At 41.0% G+C, this 20,336-nt stretch carries 18 protein-coding genes; 10 read left to right on the forward strand and 8 right to left on the reverse strand.

The genetic code is table 11. The features are described from left to right. Positions 1-769: 769 nt before the first annotated feature. The 4 genes from Q0541_RS07015 (at position 770) to Q0541_RS07030 (ending at position 6,367) form a co-directional block, all read left to right on the forward strand. Positions 770-1,564: a glutathione S-transferase family protein gene (locus Q0541_RS07015; protein ID WP_298907468.1), complete on the forward strand. Its 795-nt coding sequence runs from the start codon at positions 770-772 to the stop codon at positions 1,562-1,564. A gap of 358 nt (positions 1,565-1,922) precedes the next feature. Continuing rightward, positions 1,923-3,653 (forward strand): ATP-binding protein, encoded by a 1,731-nt coding sequence (locus tag Q0541_RS07020; protein WP_298907470.1) that lies wholly within the window; start codon positions 1,923-1,925, stop codon positions 3,651-3,653. Between the two features lie 574 nt (positions 3,654-4,227). After that, on the forward strand, positions 4,228-5,211 hold the full coding sequence (locus Q0541_RS07025; RefSeq protein WP_273769467.1) for an RNA polymerase sigma factor, RpoD/SigA family: 984 nt from the start codon (positions 4,228-4,230) through the stop codon (positions 5,209-5,211). 454 nt (positions 5,212-5,665) lie between these two features. Then, entirely contained in the window at positions 5,666-6,367 is a 702-nt protein-coding gene (locus Q0541_RS07030; protein ID WP_298907475.1) for a hypothetical protein, read from the forward strand. An 8-nt stretch (positions 6,368-6,375) separates the two neighbouring features. Here the strand turns inward: Q0541_RS07030 and cobO are convergent, their stop codons facing one another. From cobO to Q0541_RS07050, 4 genes are all read right to left on the reverse strand, one after another. Further along, positions 6,376-7,053, reverse strand: a complete 678-nt coding sequence (gene cobO / locus Q0541_RS07035) for a cob(I)yrinic acid a,c-diamide adenosyltransferase (RefSeq protein ID WP_298907477.1) — start codon at positions 7,051-7,053, stop codon at positions 6,376-6,378. Between the two features lie 499 nt (positions 7,054-7,552). After that, positions 7,553-8,683 carry a hypothetical protein gene (locus tag Q0541_RS07040; RefSeq protein WP_298907479.1) on the reverse strand — a complete coding sequence of 377 codons (1,131 nt, stop codon included), beginning with the start codon at positions 8,681-8,683 and terminating at the stop codon, positions 7,553-7,555. Positions 8,684-9,132: 449 nt separating this feature from the next. Further along, positions 9,133-9,588: a GFA family protein gene (locus tag Q0541_RS07045; RefSeq protein WP_298907483.1), complete on the reverse strand. Its 456-nt coding sequence runs from the start codon at positions 9,586-9,588 to the stop codon at positions 9,133-9,135. 148 nt (positions 9,589-9,736) lie between these two features. Further along, positions 9,737-11,005 (reverse strand): plasmid pRiA4b ORF-3 family protein, encoded by a 1,269-nt coding sequence (locus tag Q0541_RS07050; RefSeq protein ID WP_298907485.1) that lies wholly within the window; start codon positions 11,003-11,005, stop codon positions 9,737-9,739. Between the two features lie 195 nt (positions 11,006-11,200). Between Q0541_RS07050 and Q0541_RS07055 the strand changes: the two genes are divergently transcribed. Then, positions 11,201-11,737: a nucleotidyltransferase family protein gene (locus tag Q0541_RS07055; RefSeq protein WP_298907488.1), complete on the forward strand. Its 537-nt coding sequence runs from the start codon at positions 11,201-11,203 to the stop codon at positions 11,735-11,737. Positions 11,738-11,837: 100 nt separating this feature from the next. Here Q0541_RS07055 and Q0541_RS07060 read toward each other — a convergent pair whose 3' ends face one another. The 3 genes from Q0541_RS07060 to Q0541_RS07070 form a co-directional block, all read right to left on the reverse strand. Beyond that, the gene (locus Q0541_RS07060; RefSeq protein WP_298907492.1) at positions 11,838-12,257 is read right to left on the reverse strand and encodes a (2Fe-2S) ferredoxin domain-containing protein; all 420 of its coding nucleotides are present in this window, start codon (positions 12,255-12,257) and stop codon (positions 11,838-11,840) included. Between the two features lie 994 nt (positions 12,258-13,251). Then, the gene (locus tag Q0541_RS07065; protein WP_298907495.1) at positions 13,252-14,730 is read right to left on the reverse strand and encodes an alpha-amylase; all 1,479 of its coding nucleotides are present in this window, start codon (positions 14,728-14,730) and stop codon (positions 13,252-13,254) included. Positions 14,731-14,841: 111 nt separating this feature from the next. Continuing rightward, positions 14,842-15,468, reverse strand: a complete 627-nt coding sequence (locus Q0541_RS07070; RefSeq protein ID WP_298907498.1) for a DUF1003 domain-containing protein — start codon at positions 15,466-15,468, stop codon at positions 14,842-14,844. On the opposite strand from Q0541_RS07070, the gene Q0541_RS07075 reads away from it, so the two are divergent. The 5 genes from Q0541_RS07075 to Q0541_RS07095 all read left to right on the forward strand — a co-directional run bounded on the left by Q0541_RS07075 (position 15,460) and on the right by Q0541_RS07095 (position 18,868). Continuing rightward, on the forward strand, positions 15,460-15,648 hold the full coding sequence (locus tag Q0541_RS07075; RefSeq protein WP_298907500.1) for a hypothetical protein: 189 nt from the start codon (positions 15,460-15,462) through the stop codon (positions 15,646-15,648). The two genes, Q0541_RS07070 and Q0541_RS07075, sit on opposite strands and share 9 nt — an antisense overlap. A 281-nt stretch (positions 15,649-15,929) precedes the next feature. Then, on the forward strand, positions 15,930-16,766 hold the full coding sequence (locus Q0541_RS07080; protein WP_298907502.1) for a methyltransferase domain-containing protein: 837 nt from the start codon (positions 15,930-15,932) through the stop codon (positions 16,764-16,766). Between the two features lie 213 nt (positions 16,767-16,979). Further along, positions 16,980-17,408, forward strand: a complete 429-nt coding sequence (locus Q0541_RS07085) for a KTSC domain-containing protein (protein ID WP_298907505.1) — start codon at positions 16,980-16,982, stop codon at positions 17,406-17,408. A 262-nt stretch (positions 17,409-17,670) separates the two neighbouring features. Further along, the gene (locus Q0541_RS07090; protein WP_298907508.1) at positions 17,671-18,156 is read left to right on the forward strand and encodes a molybdenum cofactor biosynthesis protein MoaE; all 486 of its coding nucleotides are present in this window, start codon (positions 17,671-17,673) and stop codon (positions 18,154-18,156) included. A 589-nt stretch (positions 18,157-18,745) separates the two neighbouring features. Beyond that, positions 18,746-18,868, forward strand: a complete 123-nt coding sequence (locus Q0541_RS07095; protein ID WP_298907511.1) for a hypothetical protein — start codon at positions 18,746-18,748, stop codon at positions 18,866-18,868. Here Q0541_RS07095 and Q0541_RS07100 read toward each other — a convergent pair. Then, positions 18,865-20,145 carry a HAMP domain-containing sensor histidine kinase gene (locus Q0541_RS07100; RefSeq protein ID WP_298907514.1) on the reverse strand — a complete coding sequence of 427 codons (1,281 nt, stop codon included), beginning with the start codon at positions 20,143-20,145 and terminating at the stop codon, positions 18,865-18,867. The genes Q0541_RS07095 and Q0541_RS07100 overlap by 4 nt on opposite strands. Positions 20,146-20,336 lie beyond the last annotated feature (191 nt).

Raw genomic sequence — 20,336 nt, forward strand, 5'->3', positions numbered from 1 at the left:
TTACTTGGTGTAGCGTAAACTCTAAGAACGTGGAAAAATATCATATTTACAAGTTATAAGTTATAACATCCTCTGAAAAATACTCTACTTAAAAGCAAATTTATATACAAAGTTGTACGCAAGTTAATAGTTGATTCAAAAATCCGGAATTCTTTATGGATAAGGCTATAATGTCGAAATTAATCATTAATTACTCAGCAAAAGTAGAGAAATTAAGTACCCAGTACAGCTTTGCTTAAATTCAGCTACCATGTCAATTAACAAGACTTAGAACAAAATCCCTTGTTAAAGCTAGGTAAGCTTCCGCCATAGCCATAGTGTACTAGATATTTTAACGTAGGCTAAAAGTGACGAAAATTAAAGTAACTGCTGAAGACTCATACCAATTCTTTGTGAGCTTGCACAGAATATCAAACTATAAAATCTTTGTAGAGCAAGAGTTATGAGTATGAATATCCAATACATCTTCACATGAAATTGGGATCACGACTGAGCGGTTAGGTTTATTTATGTATGCCGAATTAAATTATTTAATTATTTGATATTTTAATCATTTAGAAAATAATATTTTTTAAATCGATAATCTTGCCAAAAATCAGGTAAGTAGTAGTAAAAAATTAAATATACATATTAATTTCACTCGCAATCACATAAATAATTTTGCGTAACCACTTATAAGTTCAATCCTAATGTCAAGAAAAATTACTTTAACTAAAGATACAATTACAATTGTAAAGTTAAAAAGTTGACCAGTTACAAGGTATACAACATGCTTGAATTATACCAATGGGAACTCTCTCAATACTCAGAGAAAGTGCGCCTAATTCTAGATTTTAAAGGATTAGATTACCGCAAAATAGAGGTTACACCTGGAATTGGACAAGTAGAACTGTTCCGGCTGACTGGCCAGAAACAAGTCCCAGTATTAAAGGATCGTAATAAATATATTGCGGATTCTACGAAAATAGCTAAGTATTTAGACTTAGAGTATCCCGATCGCCCAATAATACCGCAAGATCCCAAAAAACGGGGTTTAACTTTATTAATAGAAGAATGGGCTGATGAGTCCATAGGTATCAAAGGTCGCAAAGCACTATTTGCTGCATTAAGTCAAGATCAAAATTTCCGCAAGTCTTTATTACCCACCTCAACACCAGATATATTTAAAAGTTTGGTTCAAGGAGTACCTAGTGACTTTTTGGCGCTGTTGGGTGTTGGGGTAGGTTATAGCCCAGATGTAATCCAGTCAGCGATCGCATCCTTAAAACAAGACTTAGAAGCGGTAACGTTATTATTGGCAGATAGTCCTTATTTAACAGGAGATGAGCCGACTTTAGCTGACTTGGCAGTAGCTAGCTTATCAATATTGCTCAAGTTCCCCTCTGGGCCCTATCTGGATTTACCAGCTTCTATTAGAGGTAAAGGATTGCCAATTTTTGCAGAGAATATAGATTATGAACCATTTTTCACTTGGCGCGATCGCCTTTATGCCCAATTCCGCAAACCATTAATCATTACCACTCCACCAACGGGAAGTGCGCCAACTTCGATTCAGATTGATTAAGTAATTGGGTATTGGGCATTAGTTATTCCCTCACACTCAGCACTCCAAACTCTGCCAATTTTAGATTTTAGGTCGTACCTTTGGTGCGCTAGAAGCGCAACTTGGATTTTGGTGAAGCAGCGCAGTCTTCCCCCATGAGTGACTGCACCAAGCCGTTCGTGCAGCGTCTCCCCTTCTCCCAAAGGGAGAGGCTAGCGCCTGCCGTAGGATGCCCAAAGGGCTGTAGGGAGAAGGGATTGAAGAAAAAATCTAAAATCTAAAATCTAAAATTGAATGAGTCCTAATTTATTCGCAACTTTTGCCCTATCCAATTAAAATTCAACATAAGATAGCGCACCACAATCATGTAATTAACTAGATGAATTCGGTACAGCCATTAGGTTCGGTTATTCAAGGTTCTCTAACTGAAGGTTTAGAAGTACGATTGCATCCTGACATTTCTGTGGAAGATATGCGGGTGGGTAAGTTTCTTGTTGTGCAAGGGATGCGATCGCGCTTTTTTTGTATGCTGACAGATGTAGCATTGGGAGCTGCTAATGCACGAATTATTGCTAATCCACCCAATTGGGAAGATACTTTTTTACGAGATGTTTTAGCCGGAAGTGGTACATACGGTACTATCAACCTTGCGCCGATGTTGATGTTCACTCCCGAAACTGAAGAATCTTTCTCCCCCACAAATGGCAAATCGGTAAATCCCTTTCTTCCATCGGTGACGGGTTTGGCTTCATTTGTGCCACAAACCAGTACTACTATGGAATTGTTGCCTGTTAAAACTATTCCTAGCCACTTTAGTCAAGTTTACGAAGCAAGTGTTGACGATTTTCGCCGGGTATTTGGTTGGGAAGATGACCCCCAAAGGCGCAATTTTTCCATCGGCAAACCTTTGGATATGGATGTGCCAGTTTGCATCGATTTGAATCGCTTTGTGGAACGCAGTAATGGGGTTTTTGGGAAATCTGGTACTGGTAAATCCTTTCTAACACGGCTACTTTTAGCTGGTGTTATCCGTAAAAGTGCGGCAGTAAATTTGATTTTTGATATGCACTCTGAGTATGGCTGGGAAGCCGTTGCAGAAGGTAAGAACGTAAATACTGTTAAAGGTTTAAAACAACTTTTTCCCAGTAAGGTGGAAGTTTACACCCTCGACCCGGAATCGACAAAGCGTCGAGGTGTGCGTGATGCTCAAGAACTTTATTTGAGCTATGAGCAAATAGAAGTTGAAGATATTAAGTTATGTAGTCGAGATTTAGGACTCTCTGATGCAGCCTTGGATAACGCCAATATTCTATATAGCGAGTTTGGCAAGTCCTGGATTGTCCAGTTGCTGAATATGACTAACGAAGAAATTGAGATGTTCTGCGACGAGAAGCGCGGACACAAAGGCTCGATTATGGCATTGCAGCGCAAACTCTTGCGGATGGATAGTTTGAAGTATATGCGAGCGGTTTGCCCTCAGAATTACATTAGTAAAATTGTGCAATGCCTGGAATCTGGGAAGAATGTTGTGATAGAATTTGGTTCCCAGTCAAATATGCTCTCTTATATGTTGGTGACAAATATGATCACCCGACGGATTCACGAGCATTACGTCAAAAAAGCAGATAAATTCCTGCAAAGCAAAAATCCTTGCGATCGCCCGACGCCATTGATGATTACCATTGAAGAGGCGCACCGTTTCCTTGACCCAGGAGTGGTACAAAGCACGATTTTTGGAACTATCGCCCGTGAACTGCGGAAATATTTTGTCACACTTTTGGTAGTTGATCAACGCCCATCAGGAATAGATAATGAAGTTATGTCCCAGATTGGGACTCGCATTACTGCTTTGCTAAATGATGAAAAAGACATTGACGCAATTTTTACAGGTGTGTCTGGTGGTAGTGGGCTGCGATCGGTGTTGGCAAAGTTAGACTCTAAGCAACAAGCCTTAATTTTGGGTCATGCCGTTCCGATGCCGGTAGTAGTGCGTACCCGTCCTTACGACGCAACTTTTTACGAAGAAATTGGTGAGCCAGCCTGGGAAGAAAAACCTGATGCAGAAGTCTTTGCCGCTGCTGAACTAGCCAAAGCTGACCTGGGATTCTAGATAGTTATTTGCCATTGCTCATTGGTCATTAGTCTTGAGTTATTCTCTTCCAATGCCCAATGAATGCCCCAATTCGTAACATCCCTCCATCCTCACAGCCAATTAAGTTCGGTTATCCGGCTACTGTTTGGCAACAGAAGAGGGGTTTTTGGCGTCACTATAGATGTAGTAAGTAATTTCAAGGAATTTTAAATTTATTCTCGCAAACGATTACTTTTGAATTATAATTAGACGCTTTATCTGAAGATACTTTACTATCCGCCTGATTTATCGTATTATAAAGGTAACTAGAACTCATACCGACTTCGGATTTTCCAGTTACTATCAGTAACTGCCAGTAACTGCCCAAAAGAAGAATTCTCTAAAACAACTAGCGTGCTTATTATAAGAGATTGAAAATTTAGGGGAGGTAGGGGAACCTATCATTGGGGGCTTGCCGTCTTAACAACGGCTGTATCGATTGATAATTGCTTTTGGTAGCTCCCGATATTTCGTGATAGATGTACTACCTTTCTCCAATAAATTTTAGTAAAAAAACATACATTGTGTTTACGGAGTAGAGGATAACACACGAATGCCTACTGTCAACACCCAAACGGAAAATCTTAACACCAAATTCACGGCTGATATGGTGCGAACCTATCTGCGGGAAATTGGGCGTGTACCACTGCTAACCCGTGAACAAGAAATTGTCTATGGGAAGCAGGTGCAACAAATGATGAAGTTCATCGACGCCAAGGAAGCTTTGGCGAAGAAGCTGCACCGCGAACCGAATATGTCAGAGTGGGCTGACCAGGTTCAAGAATCGGAAACTGAGGTACAACAAACGGTGGCGCAAGGTAAGCGGGCAAAGCAAAAAATGATCGAAGCGAATTTGCGCTTGGTCGTTGCTATTGCCAAGAAGTACCAAAAGCGGAATATGGAATTTCTGGATTTAATCCAGGAAGGAACACTAGGATTAGAGCGGGGTGTGGAGAAATTTGACCCAATGAGGGGTTATAAGTTCTCAACTTACGCTTACTGGTGGATTCGCCAAGCGATTACTCGAGCGATCGCCCAACAAGGTCGCACCATTCGGTTACCGATCCATATTACCGAGAAACTGAATAAAATCAAGAAAGTACAGCGTGAGTTGGCTCAAACCTTGGGGAGATCGCCCACTCCAGCCGAAATTGCCAAAGAACTGGAACTAGAACCTGCTCAGATCCGCGAGTATCTGAACATGGCCCGTCAACCAGTGTCTTTGGATGTTAAAGTTGGCGATAACCAGGATACTGAGTTGCAAGAAATGCTCGAAGATGGCGGCCCATCGCCAGAGTATTACACCAACCAGGAATTCTTACGCCAAGACTTGAATAACCTGCTAGCAGAACTAACCCCGCAACAGCGAGAAGTTTTAGCACTACGCTTTGGTTTAGAAGATGGTAATGAAATGTCATTGGCGAAAGTGGGTGAGAGATTGAATCTCAGCCGTGAACGTGTCCGCCAGTTAGAGCATCAAGCTTTGGCTCATCTGCGTCGCCGTCGTGCCAATGTTCAAGAATACGTTGCTAGCTAGAACTAGAGACGCGGAATTTCGCGTCTCTACACCATCTTGGTGACGCGCCTCTTAAATTCAGGGGGCGATTTTTTTATGCTGACAACCAGGAAAAATATTTGGATTTGACGCGATAGGGACGCACAGTTAATTAAATAAAAACTTTAATTTTTGACAGTTTTATTTTTTGGAGAATAGTAATATAAGTCGTTAAACAGCGTCCACCTTGAAAACTGTAGTTCTTTCCGTATGAAAAGAAAAAACCCTCATCCCCCAGCCCCTTCTCCCAATATTGGGAGAAGGGGAGCCGGAAAGAAGTCCCTCTCCCAAGTAGGGGGAGAGGGATTTAGGGTGAGGGCAAAAACTACGGTTCTCAATATAGATGAGGTTTAACAAAGTCTTTGACAATTAAAACTTGGTTATTATTTAAGTAAGTTATAGAGAAGTTAGTTAGTTTTTTAACAGGAGAAGTAGGGTGCTTAACAACTTTTATCAGTTCTTATCTCCCCGTCAGTGGGGAATTTCTCTCGCAGGCTTAGGCTTACTTCTTGGTTTGGGCTTTATAGGCAAGCAGACTCAAGTAGTACCGATTAGAGATTCGCCATTATCATCGGCTCAGATTCAGAAAAGCTCCGAAACCTCTCTATTGTCGCAGCTAAGAATAGTTAGAGAGCAGAGAAGTCAGCTAAAAAGGGCTGCTGGAGAGAGAGATTTTTTTATGCATAAGAGCGGAAAAACCTTCCCTACAACCACAGCATCGGTTCCAGGTTCTCAAGAAGCCACAAAAGGCGCAGAAATTTTACCAAAAGCGAATTTTCCTGTAAAAGATGGGATTTATCTCTATGGCCAATCCCCAAAACCAAACCAGGTTGGTCAAGGTTACATCATATTTGAAAAGCAGCAGGGCAAGGTAACTGGTGCATTGTATATGCCCAACTCAGAGTTTAATTGTTTTCAGGGTACACTCAACCAGTCAGGAGAGTTGGCGATGACGGTTAATGGTTCGTCAAATGAAGCCAGTTCTACTCAGTCGAATCAGGTAGCTGCAAGCAGTAGACTGCCTCAAGTCAGTGAAGATGAGTTCAGCAATTATCCTTACTCAGTGGCTCTGCAAGACTTTTATCAGTTAAATTCCATCACAGCTAGCGATCGCCGCACATTACAAATGTGTAAATAATCTCCAACTTAATACTCAATTCCTGGTTGCGCCTTAACGCCTTGATCGCGGAAAGGGTGCTTAATTAGGGTCATTTCGGTTACGAGGTCAGCACGCTCAATTAAACCAGCTGGTGCGCCTCTACCTGTGAGAATAACGTGCTTGTTAGCTGGTTTTTCTGCCAAACCCGCTAAAACGTCCTCTAATGGTAAATAAGCCATTTTGAGGGCAATATTAATTTCATCTAACAACACCAAATGGAAGTCTGGGTTGCGAATATATTCTAATGATTTTTGCCAAGCGGCGCTAGCTTTATCGAGGTCGCGATCGCGGTCTTGAGTTTCCCAGGTAAAGCCTTCGCCCATTGCGTGAAATTCTAACTGGTCTTCCCAATAGCTGAAAACCCTTTTTTCAGAAGGTTCCCAGCTTCCTTTGAGAAATTGGACGATCGCTACTTTATACCCGTGACCAAGCGATCGTAACACCATCCCCAAAGCCGCAGTAGTTTTACCCTTACCGTTACCAGTATTTACAATAATTAACCCTTTTTCTGGTACAGCTTGTGCTATTCGCTGATCCTGCACTTCCTTACGCCGCTGCATCTTTTTGCGGTACTGTTCATCAGTCAGAGATGAAGACATTACCTGATCAATCAAGCGCCCAATTTCTGGATCTTGGTTTAATTCTTGTGGTGTATCGTTTTTCATCAACTTTGTCTAGAAATAACTGTTAAAAGTGTTGAGAATGAACAAAAATCGTCTCACTTATCGAATTTCACTTAAATCACTTGATTAGAAATGTCCTGTAAGTTTTCATGCAAAATATTAATAGTATGTTAGCTTTATTAACATGATTTGCAGACAAGTATGTAAGTCCATATAATATACAAACTAAACTTATAATTTGAGTTTACTATAGCAATTATAAATGAATTGTAAAATTACTCGTTAAGGCAGTGAAACAGGGAATAGAAAATAAAGATGTATAAATTTTCTTTATTTGTTACAAATGAAATAGGACTGCTATTTGTGGTAGTAGTATGTTTCCAGCTTCTACAATAAGGGAACTATAAGAAATAAATTATCCAATTTATTCATGTAACATTATTATCTGATTATTCTGCCCTAGCCTCCTCAGCCTCCCCAGCTTCAACAGTGATGGGGTATTTATTTGGAAATCCCTAATTGCTATATTATTATATTAAATTTATAACAATGTAAAGAGCTTTTCGTTAATGTGATGTCTTGTTATAGTCAGTACATTGCCATATCCAAAAGATCCTTTTATTGCATAAGCATAACTAAAAATAAGAACATCTTCCACACCATCATTGTTAAAATCTGCACGTAGTAACTCCGAGAGAATTTGCCCCATTTGATTATGTTCTATATGAATAGAGTGCTGTGTTACTTTTTTAATTTTAACTAATCCCTCATCAACCCAATCTTGAACACTTTTTCCACTAGCAATAGCAATTATGTTTTCCTCGTTATCTTCTGATGAGGATGATAGCGAAGCAAGTATAGAAATAGGTAAAAAGTTTAAATCTACTAATCCAATTCTAGGATTACTAATATAACTTTCTTGCGGGACTCTGGCCTTAGATAAAGATTCAACAATATCACAAGTTTGATTAAATTTACTTTCAACTTTCATAGCATAAGTAGTCAGAGCATAAAATCCTAGTTTTTTCGCTTCAAAAAATTCTTGACAAGTTTTAATATAAACTGTTTCCTTAGCATTATTAACTAACTCTAAACCTTCCTCAATAGAAGCTCCAAAATCAACTGACAATTCTACCAAGTCATCAAAAAAGCTATGATTAATATAACCACTTATAATTCGCTCATTAAAATGCAACTCATTAAGGAGGTAAAATTGTTCATCATTACTCAAACCTTCTAAATATTTAATAGCCTCTTGAGAAGAAAATATACCTATTTCTATTGCAGCCTTTAATAGAAGCAACAGTTCTTCTTTCGCTATATACTTATTAAATCTTTGTTCATACTTTAAGACTTTTTCATAATGTCTCTGTGCTATTTCTAAATAATATCTTGCATTACTTTCGCTGTAAATTAATCCACCTTTTTGTAAATTAATTCTACTTCTTACTGGAAGCCAGTTATAGTAACTATTAATATCAAAATTTTCTTTTAAACCATAATGAGCTTTCAAATGTTCTAGTTCTTCAGAATTGTTTAGTAATTTTTCTGGAAGAATATGATCAATATGTAACTGCTCAAAAGATATGGGTTCACCTGAAATAGCACATCGCTTGTTATAGGCTTGCCAAAGAGCTACTCTTTGAGCAGTTGAAAATTTATGTTTACCCATACTTTTATTTACTTTTTAATTAATGAGATAAATCAAGCTTTGAATATAAAGTCTTTTTAAAACTTGATCACTTACCATCCTACCAAAGTAAGAAACTTCAAGACTATGAATTAGACAAGTACGAATGTATAGTAATTCTAAATGAGTTGTGAATTTACTTGTTGAAGCAGGGAATAGGAGACAGAAAATAATAATCTCCAAATTTACTTAGTTTTTTAACAAATTAAATAGGACTGTGATATTACTGTTTTAAATAATTTAATATGTTTATTAAAGCCCTTTACCAGTCAAATTTTATCATTCTCTTGTTTGGTACAGTCATGAGTTAGATTAGCAACTCAGGGTGATGCCTATGGCGGACAAGTACGCTATTGCATTCTTGGAAATGTCTCACCTATACTATTTGGCTTAACTGTCAGGGATGTAGTCTGATGTCGAGAATTGTGCCTTTATGGATGCTGTTGTGTCCATTTTTCCCATAAAGGGCGCACATCCTCTGGTTGTCCATCATAGTTGAGCAATTGGTCTGAAATTATCACCCATGATTGAGCACTCTGTGTCCAGATATTACCCACTGGGCGTAACCAACTTGTATCATCTAACGTTCCAGCTTTGACGTTGATAGTATTTGAGTTGTAAGTCCGTTCATGGAACAATCGCGTTCCGCAGTCGCCACAGAACAGGTTATTTACTTCACGTCCGCTATCATTTTTCCGAGTCCAAGCTTTCGGTTTTCCCTGAACAATCACAACAGCATCTCGTGATACAGTAAGAGACATTCCAAAGGCACTAGAAGATTGTTTCTGACACTCCTTACAGTGGCATAGATAGAGGGTTAACGGTTGGGCATGAATTTCGTAACGAATCTGCCCACATTGACAACCTCCAGTATATGGAAGATTCACAGGTTTTATCTCCTTACAATTGATATTGCTTGATTGTAGCGAAAGCTATCTCAATCTTGAAGCTGGTTGTAAGAAACACAATTAACTCATAAGCTTCTCCAATGTTGCTTGAACTCCACTTGGGTAAAATCGACTACTTACAAATCCCTCATTCTTCATCTTCATCCGATTCATCATCCTCACTCCAATACTGTTGAGGTGCATTTCCGTAAACTTCTAAAATCTTTGGTTTTTTGATTTTGTTATTAGGTGGATTAATTGCTTCTAACTGCACATCAAATTTCCAGTTGTCACCAAAATCATAAAGATAGGTCATTTTAGTACCTGGTTCTAGAGACAAATCACCAATCTGCACTTGGTCGGCAAATGGGGGTGTTTCCATATAGGGATGACCAATTTTGATTATGCGACCAAAACGGTCTTTATAACTAAACTCATATAAATGGTCGTAGTCAAAGTCAAAAGCATCGATTATTGTCTCTGCTAGCCAGCCTAATGGTTTTTTCGCTGGTATGGCAATACGTCGCCAAGCCTGATAAATAGATACTTTAAAAATATAAATACCATCAGTGAAGCCTTGCTTTGGAACAAATAAATTATATTTCCATTCTGCAAAAAATGGTTGAAAATGTGACTGTAATTTTCCAAAATTTACATTTAAATCATCCTGTAATTCTCCTCGTATCCCCAGCGGAAATAGTAATTGGAATAGAGCATCACCAAAGGGCAAGCGTTGTAAACTAGCAATGCGCCACCCCTTGCCTTCTTGTGGTTTCCCATGCTTAATAGATAACAATCCAAATAACTCTAACAGGGCAACGTTATGCAGACCAGGGTAATAACTAATATCATGTTGATCTTCATATTTAGGAAATTTAAAACCTTTATCTGGGACGCGCGGCCAAAGTTGAATGCATTTAAATAAATTACCGAATGAGTCTTGATGCTCACCCAAAATTTCGTTATTTCCCCAAATCAACCAGGCTTCTAATAAGTTGAAATAGCGTTCTGTTGGGTTGAGATTTGACCATGATTCTAAGGTGGCTGCGTCTAATACTAAAACCTCCTTCTTACCTTGGGATCTAATTTTGGCTATCCCAGAACTGCGTAATAACAGATATAGTCCATTGATGTAGGGGTATGATTTTTGTACAGGGCGTTTGAGTTTAGTTTCAATTGGGTGACTTAACTGAGAATTTAGTTCTGATAGTACTTTCAGTGGGAGAAGGTTATTAACACTACTAACTTCCACTCCATTTGGTTGCAAGAAATCTATCAGAGTTTGAAAGTCATGCAGAATTGTACCGGGTTGATTTTGATCAATACTGAGTTCTTGTAAGAGTTGTTTTTGTGACTCTGTTAAGGAAGGTAGTTCAAGATTGAGTGTGCGTTCTAGCCGCGCAAATCTATCTTCCATAAATAAAAATTTTAAATTCTAAATTCACAATTTAACCTTCCGTAAAACCCTGTTCTCTTTATACTATGACTACAGAAGTTCTCCTAATAAACCTTGACCCGCTAAGTGTCACAGTAGGTCTATCAAGACCGTAAGCTTAATGAGATGTGAATGATAATATTTTCACCTTCTAGTTGACAATCCCAGGAATTTGATATGAATAGTAACACTCGTCTACAGATGATTTTAGCTGATACACCTATTGATACAGTATTAAGAGCGATCGCTCAACTAAATCTACCTAACTGGTGGTTAGCCGGGGGTGCAGTCAGAAACACTGTTTGGGCTTCAATTTTTGGCAATGGCTGTGGATTAGGTATTAAAGATTTTGATATTGCATTCTTTGATATAGAAGGGAATCGTTCCCAAGAACTAGCAGCAAAGGCGACTCTTACAGAACAATTTCCTGATGACGAGTTTGATGTCAAAAATCAAGCTAGTTTTGCTCGTTGGCGTCTTGGTAGCAGACCCTACACTAGTACAGAGGATGGCATCACAAATTGGCTGCACACTGCTACTGCTGTGGGAGTTCGACTAGATGCACAAGGTCAATGGCAATTTTTTACTCCTTACGGGTTGGATGACCTGTTTAGTGGCATTATTCGACCGACGCCAGCACATACTCATAACCTAGAGGCTTATAACAAGGCATCTGGGTTTTTACAAAAGTGTCCTTATCTGCGGTTGGCGTAAAAGTTACAGTTGGATTATAGCCAAATATACCTCGCTTAAAGTAGTAATCGCTCAGACATGAATTTTCAAACAAGCTCTAAGCGTTAGCAAAGCTGTAAAATCATTCTTTATTCTGTTTGATGCGTGAATAAAGAAGTTCGCGATCGCTCTGGGGATTTACAATTAAGCATGGACTATTACCGGCACTTCCATTACTAACAATAACGACAGTAATACCCATCCGGGGACAAACGCCTAAACAACTGGTGCTAACAACCCGAAATTCACCCCATAATCCCTCAAACTTTAAACGAGATTTTAACCAATTCTCTAATTCTTCGGAAGCCGTTGAGCCTGACTGCTCGTTTGCACATTGTGAACACACAAGCACCAAACCAGACTCCCATCGGGGAGAAACACTCTTGATAGATGTGTCTAACGGGCGAGAATTTATTAGGGGCGATGGTTGCTCAGAATTGGATGAAAACCTCTTGAGAATACGTTGGAGTAATGCTTTAATCCGCTGAATCAGTTTGTTCATGGATGACCCTACCTATTTATCTGAATAACGTAAACTGAATCAAAAAACCTTTAAGAGGTTTTACTACGCAAAACCGTCCCTCTGTGAGTCCCAAAGGGAGAGACTTGAAATAAAGTTCCAGACAGGGAGGGGTTCGTCGAACTCACGTTGAACAGGATAGTGTAAATTTCCCCTTTAGTCTGTTCTGGTAGATCATCTAGTTTCAGCAAGAATCAGCGCTTCTAAGCAATTTGCTGCAAGTATGCAATTAGCCAATAGACTTCTTGCATGAATCAAAAGCCCTCACCCTAAATCCCTCTCCCAAGCTTGGGAGAGGGACTTTGAAATTGGCTCCCCTTCTCCCAATTTTGGGAGAAGGGGTTGGGGGATGTAGCTCGCTTCCCGCAGGGTGGGCGAATTTTGCATTTGTGCAAGAGGTCTAATATAGTTCAGTTAAGCATTTCTTCCTTCTCTTTCTTCTCTTCCTTTGCGTTCTTCTCTACGTTCGCGCAGCGTGTCGCAGACAGACGCTCTTGCTAGCTTGCTTCTCCGTAGGAGTATGCGCCCTTCTCTACGAGACGCTGCGCGTTGGCGGAAGCCTCTCGCAGAGATGGCGGTTCGTTAAAAAATTGACTTTGATAAAGACAGGACTTACGCAATAACTCTCTGAAACTCTTATTCCTTTGTGTCCTTTGCGTCCTTCTCTACGAGACGCTGCGCGTAGCTTGCTTCTCCGTAGGAGTATGCGGTTCGTTTTATCTTGATTTTGCGTAAGTCCTGATTCCTATGTTTATTGTCTAGTTGCTTGGCGCGCGGCGCGGTGTAGCCGCGCCATTGCTTGTGACAGTTGCGTAAGTCCTGATATTTTGCGATCGCTCTTGCTAATCCATCTGCGCCATTTGCACGCGGACATAGCGATCGCAATTAACGTGTAAAGTTTTAATCAGTACCATTTATCCCACGCTCCCCTTGCGGGTAAAGCGTGGGATGAATACGGATTAAGCTAAAACCCCGACTACGACTGTGGAACCCACACAGAAACTGAACCAGCACTGCATCGAAAATCAGCCCAGCCCTCATTATTCGTTGTGACGGGTTCACTAATATGTTCAGTGATGTCAATGTAAGTGCTGTTGGGTTGCCCAACTTCCATCCACTTAGTCCCCTCTCCCCCATTACTCAGAACAACCGCCATACCGCCGGGGTGTTCTTCATCTCCTAAGCGTGTCCAGCCGATTGTATTAGCGTGGTCGAAGTAATCGTATTGGTCGCCATAGGCATAGGTTTGACGAGCGTACAAAAATTTATCAATTATCCATTGATGGCTATCGAGCCAAATCTCATACTCATTACCATCTGGGGCTTTATCCTTGTAATTAGCACCATAGTAATCCGCATAGAAGATACAGGGATAACCCTCACTTCGCAGTAGGATCAACGCATAAGCCAACGGTTTAAACCAGCTTTCTACTACAGACTCCAACGACTGCAAGGGTTGAGAATCATGATTCTCTACTAAGGTGACGGCTAAAGTAGGTTGTTGTTGCACCAAAGTGTTATCAAATATCTGCCGCATATCGTAGTCACTGCCTTGTGTGCTGGCAGCGCTAAAGTTATAGTGCAATGGCGCATCAAACAACATCACATTGCCTTCGGTAATGTTAAGGAAATGGTGGAGCGCTTCAACTTCATAAGACCAATATTCACCAACGGCAAACAGATCGCGACCTGCCTTTTGGCGACAGTGAATCAGCCATTCTGGGAAAAAGCCAGCTCTAACGTGTTTAACGGCATCAAAACGAAAGCCATCTATACCAGTGGTTTCTACAAACCACTCACCCCAGCGATTCAACTCCTCGCGAACTTCTGGACTTTCCATATCCAGATCGCATCCCATGAGATAGTCGAAAGCGCCTTTTTCCAGGTCAACGTTGTCGTCAAAATGTTTATCTTTAAACAGATAAACTGCGTTCTCACCTTCGTTGTAAATATTGTAATCAACTGCGTCGAAATGCCACCAGTGCCATTCCATATCGGAGTATTTGCCTTGGCGACCTGGGAAGGTAAAGTGAGTCCACACTTTAATCTTTTGCATCTCACCGATCGCCTGGTTGCGATCGTCTGGACTATAGGGCGTTGCTTCCACCTCTTCTTCTACGTCTGCACCTAATTTGTGGTTCAAGACAACATCAGCATACACTCGAACGCCAGCAGCTTTTGCCGCCTTGACAGCAGCGATATATTCGTCTTTTGTGCCGTACTTTGTCCGAACCGAGCCTTTCTGGTCAAACTCGCCTAGATCATACATATCGTAGACCCCGTAGCCGACATCAGAGCTACCCCCTATTCCTTTATAAGCTGGGGGTAGCCAAACAGATGTAACACCTGCATCAGCTAACTCTTGGACTTTCTGTTTGAACTCATTCCAAAGATTGCCATCTGGAGGGATATACCAATGGAAGTACTGCATCATTACACCATTCAATTGAGCCATTTGTATCCCTCTAGTCAAATATACGATGAATTTTTATTCTTCCCACGAAAATTATACTTGAAGTTTTGTTTGATGTTTCTAAATAGAAAAAAAGTCCACTAAAAACTGTGATCAACTCATATTGTTTTCTTCTGTGGATGACAGTTCTTCAGCCAGGTTTTTCTGGAGTGCTTCTAATACTGCGATCGGGTCAGCAGCTTGCCGCATCGATTCAGCTTCCGAATCATGCCGATTGATCACATCAGGCAAATCGTTACGGAGTTCTTCTAATAGAGCAATAATCTTGGCTATTTTTTGCTCAGAGAGCAAGTTAAGCTGTAGCATCAGTTGCGCCCGCTGTTCGGCAAAGTTTTCTTGGCGAGTTTGTCGCACCAGCACTCCGGTTGAAATCACCAATGCAGCTGCGTCTAAGCCTTGACCTGACCAGCTAAACGCGGGCAGGTTGAATGGCAAAAAGCCATCAAAAAAACTGCCAAAAATCCACAGAGCCAGTATGACTAGCAAACTATACATAAATGTCGATCGCCCAAAGAATGTCGCGATCGCTTCTAGTATCCGCTGGTGGGCGGGAATATCTCGAACTTCCTGGCTATGAAGTAAACTAATCGCTTCAATATTTTTTGCAATCGGGTCTGGTAATGGAACCGTGATCACTTGATTTCGAGAAGCTTTCTCTTTGTGTTCGTTAGCACCTGAACTGAAGTGTTTGTTGGCTGTGTCGTCTGCCTTGTGCGTCATGCTGCAACTCCTGAATCTGGATGTTACTCGATTATTACTTATCTTTTGATGCTGTTGGCAAGGGGTAAATTGTTTTACAACCAAAATGGTGTTGCTACTGCTTTGGGCAGTAAATCACAATTCACAACAATAAATAGAGCGATCGCTTTTGCATTGCTCAATACTGGTATGAATCGTTAATGTATATACGTAAAATTTTCTGTCTCTACAAGGGTTTTGGTTACACAACTAAGTACAGCATTTCATTAATTTATAGCGAATTAAATTTGGCAATACCCTGCAATGCCAATGCGTCGGCTTGCATTGTTAATGTCTAGCGTAGGCGTAGCCCGCCGTAGGCATCGCTCAAGGTCAATTTGAATAAAGGTCTGTTGTGACATGTTATTTACCTCTTAGAATACTAAATTAGTTTTCTAGCATTATGTAAATGTAAGGCTAAAAACACTGTGTGGAAGATAATTATGAATCAACAACTTGATCTAAATGAATACAAGCAACAAATTGCGGATCTATACAGTTGCAGAGGTCAAACTTATGATCAGGGCGATTGGCATCCTCGAATTGCTCATCGTCTGGTTGAACATGCACAAATTAGCCAAGGACAGCATGTTTTAGACATTGCAACGGGGACAGGGATGGTGGCGATTGAAGCAGCACAGCTTATCGGTTTTGCAGGTCGAGTTGTGGGAGTGGACATTTCAACTGGGATGCTTGAGCAGGCAAAACGCAAGATTGAGGCGTTGGGGCTGAATAATATTGAGCTTGTACTTGCGGATGCTGAGAAACTGAACTTTCCAGCCCACAGTTTTGATGTTATCCTATGTTCCTCAGCCCTGATTTGGATGGCTGACGTTTCTGCGGCATTATGCCATTGGCATCAATTGCTCAAACCTGGTGGGCTAATTGGCTTTCATGCATTCGCAGACACCGCTTTTGTGGGAGGGGTAACTATGCAAAAAGTTGCCCAAAAGTATGGCGTTTCACTTGCATTCAGTAAACCGACAGGCACTATTGAAAAGTGCCATGACCTACTAAAAACAGCAGGGTTTGAGGCGATTGAAATTAAGTCTGAGCAAGACGGTAGTTATATTAGCTTACAACAGGCAAAGCAGATGTGGTCTGGAGGTTCTCATCCAGCACCGGGACAATTTCCACATCCCATGAAGCAACTCTCATCTGGGCAGTTGGAGAAACTTGAGGCGGAATTTGAAGCAGAATTGGCAGTATTAGTGACACAAGAAGGCATTTGGAACGATATCACAACTTTTTATACCTTTGGTCGCAAGCCAATAGACTAATACACGTGAGTTCGATTAACCTCTCCCTGATTTGAACTTTAGTTGAAATCTTTCCCTCTCTGAGTTGGCTACCGTGTACACACCTCAAATTATCGTTTAGTGAAAAAACTTGACAGCGAAGTGCTTTGATAGTATATTTGTACTATCAAAGCACTTAAGTGTTGCATAAAACTTTAACACTCCCGACTACGCAAACAGGACAACACAAAATAAATGAAGCTATCTAAGGTAGACTTGAGCAGTTTAGTAGCGATCGCTCACTGTGATGGATACTTGCAGTTGTTGCTCGATCAAGGCGACGAACTAGAGTTTTTGGAAATTCCGGCACCGATACAAGCTTATGAAGGATTGCAAGAACTGAACGAAGCTATCGCTGAAACGACCGCACTACCCTTTGAAGAAGAACCAATTGTCATGCTACCAGTTGTCTCTTCAATGGCTATGGCTGTAGGCTACGATCGCAACGAACATATTTTGCAAGTTGAGTTTCAAAGTGGATCTGTTTATCAGTACTTAGGCGTAGACGAGGATACTTGGGAAGATTTACATTCCTCTGACTCAGTTGGCAGCTTTTTCAATCAAGAGATTAAAGGTAGATATGACTGCGATCGTCTAGATAATGCAGATTATACTATTGATTAATAATTGGATATAGGGTTTTCAATAATTCTTGTGTTGTCTAGGGTTTGGGTAAAAAGGCTTGGAATTCATTAACTAGAGCAATTGGCGTTGGGCATTGCCACCAATATCTCAAATGTGCATCACATAGGCTTTTGTGGGTAATGCCTACCTGACAATTTGTGGTCTAATCTATTGGAAAAGCATTAGCAAGAGCAAATACATATACACCAGTAGCGTTTTGTTCAGAGACAATAGAAAAAGCCTACATAATATCAACGCAGTTATGACGACTACACTTGCCTCTGCTGTTAAACCAAGAGCCGAAGATAGTTTTGCCATTAGCTTTGCACCATTGTCTCTTGAAGAAATCTATGCCAAGTCTGACGATCCAGCCAACGGTGCTGTGGTTATGATGAGTGGCGTGGTTCGCAATCAAACTGATGGTAAACCTGTGGTTGCTCTAGAGTATCAAGCTTACGAACCGATGGCATTGCAGATATTTTATCAAATTGCTGCTGATATTCGCTTATCTACGTCTAATGTGAATCGGGTAGTGATTCATCATCGCACCGGACGTTTGCAAGTTGGAGAAATTAGCGTTTTAGTCGCGGTGGGTTGTCCTCATCGGAGGGAGGCGTTTGAAGCTTGCCAGTATGCTATTGATAGTCTTAAACATAATGCCCCGATTTGGAAAAAAGAGCATTGGCAAGATGGTTCTAGCAGCTGGGTGAGTATTGGCGCTTGTGAAACATCAACAGAAAATTGTTAAGATTTCTGAGATTATTGAACACGCAGCAATTCATCCAGCAATTAGCAAACTATGATGTGTGCTGCGCTAGTTGCTGGATGACATTTCTTTAACCTACGTTTATGAGGGATGCCCCATTCATAGATCCATTTGCAGATAAAAGCTGGGCAGAATTGCTTGGCTTAGGATTGGTGAGTCTTGAATTGCCCGTTAAGTGTCGCCTATTGTTGTTCTTGCGCCGCGCACCACCCGCCATCTCGTATTAAATGCATTCATAAGCTTAATGCAATGATTGCTGCACTGATTTAAGCAATACTTATAGATGGCAGAGCATTTGTTGCAAAGTATGAAGCATTTGGAGCAATTACTTATACAATTGCTGCAAACGCTTAAACATTTATTATGAATGCTCTTGCATTAGCTGCAAAGTATGAAGCATTTGGAGCAATTACTTATACAATTGCTGCAAACGCTTAAACATTTATTATAAATGCTCTTGCATTAGCTGCAAACGTTCAAATTTTGACAACCAGCGTTTGAATTTTAGTAATAACTGTTTGGTTAGTAGTTAGTGATCATGGGTTGAAAAAACTGAATGTGAAGCGATTTTGTGCAGCATTCTGGCAGACATGACATTGCGATCGCCACTACCATTCAATGTGAGAATCTTGTCAGCGATCGCAGATTCTCTTATAGAGATAGTACTATAGTCGTCGGTGAAAAGGTGATTTAAGAATGGCTCCTAAGCGGTAATTTTATCTGGAACGTCGAGCCTTTACCTTCATTGCTCATTACATAAATGTGACCGCCATGAGCCTGGACAATTTGTTGAGCGATCGCCAATCCTAACCCAAATCCGCCGTTTTCTCTTGCCCGTTCTGTATCAACTCGGTAGAAGCGATCAAAAATGTGAGGTAAATCTGCCTCTGGAATGCCAATTCCGGTATCGATCACCTGAATCACGACTCGATCTGAGTGAGGTTCTAAGCGTAACCAGACTGTTCCCCCAGACGGAGTATATTTGCAGGCGTTGTTGAGCAAGTTTTCGACTGCTTGGCGCAGCAAATCGGGGTCAGCCCACAACTCAATTTGTTGTTCTGGTAAATGGCTGATCAAGTTGAGCGACTCTTTTGCAGCAACAGTAGTGTAATGAACAACTAAATTCTCCAGCAAGCTATTCAGATTTACCTTTTTGAGAGATTCTGGAGTTAATTGTCCTTGATGCCGAGCCAATAGCAGTAGGTTATTAACTAAGGTACTCATCAACTTTGCGCTATCGATGATATTCTCCAGTGAGGGATGGATCTGGGGACGGTCTGCCGCCATTAGTAGCCCGACTTGGGCATTGGTTAAAATCGCAGACAGGGGCGATCGCAACTCATGAGAAGCATCTGATGTAAAGCGTTGCAGTTGGTTATAGGCTTGCTGAACAGGCTGCATGGCTATGCCACCGAGTACCCAACCTGTAAGTCCAATTAACCCCAATGCTACAGGTACAGCCAGCGTCAACATTAACTGAAATTGTCTGAGATCGTTTTGAGTTTCTGTCAGCGGGATAGCAACTTGTAGATAACCGATGACCGAATTTCCTCCTTGAACAGGCAGGGTGACTTGACGCAGCCAAAGCAGTTTGTCTGTAAATGGGTCAACGGACTTAATCGTGAGAAACCCAGATGCCGTTTGTAACTGTTCTAGAGGTGGACTACCAAAAAACCGCTTGAGTTTGCCATTTGGGTCATACCAGCGAACATAGACTAGTTCAATATCAGCGGGATGAGAACCACTACCCAATAGTGGTATATTGCTCAGATCGACTTGTTTGTGTCCCTGGTGTAGTCGATACTGCGAACTGGCTGCCATTAACTCTGCTCTTTTATAAAGCAGTTGATCTAATGCTTTGAGCTTGTCTTTAACCTCAAGGTGATAAATTACCCCAGCAAAGAGAATGAGAATGCACCCCATTGAAAGGGTAAACCAACGAGCTAAGTTACGACGACTGCGGTTAAACACAATTTATGCTAATTCGTAATTCGTAATTCTTATAGCGGTTCCCATTCAGATGCGGTACAACATTATATCGCCAGGTGTAGGCGCACGGCAGTGCCTATTGGTGTCAACTTAAGCAAAATAAATACTCCTTTAAAACCTCGTTTCCAGCCAGAGGCTGGAAATGCACCTCATTGCGGTGCCGCCAGTCTTGA

This window comes from uncultured Nostoc sp. (genome assembly GCF_937863485.1).
Taxonomy (GTDB): domain Bacteria; phylum Cyanobacteriota; class Cyanobacteriia; order Cyanobacteriales; family Nostocaceae; genus Nostoc.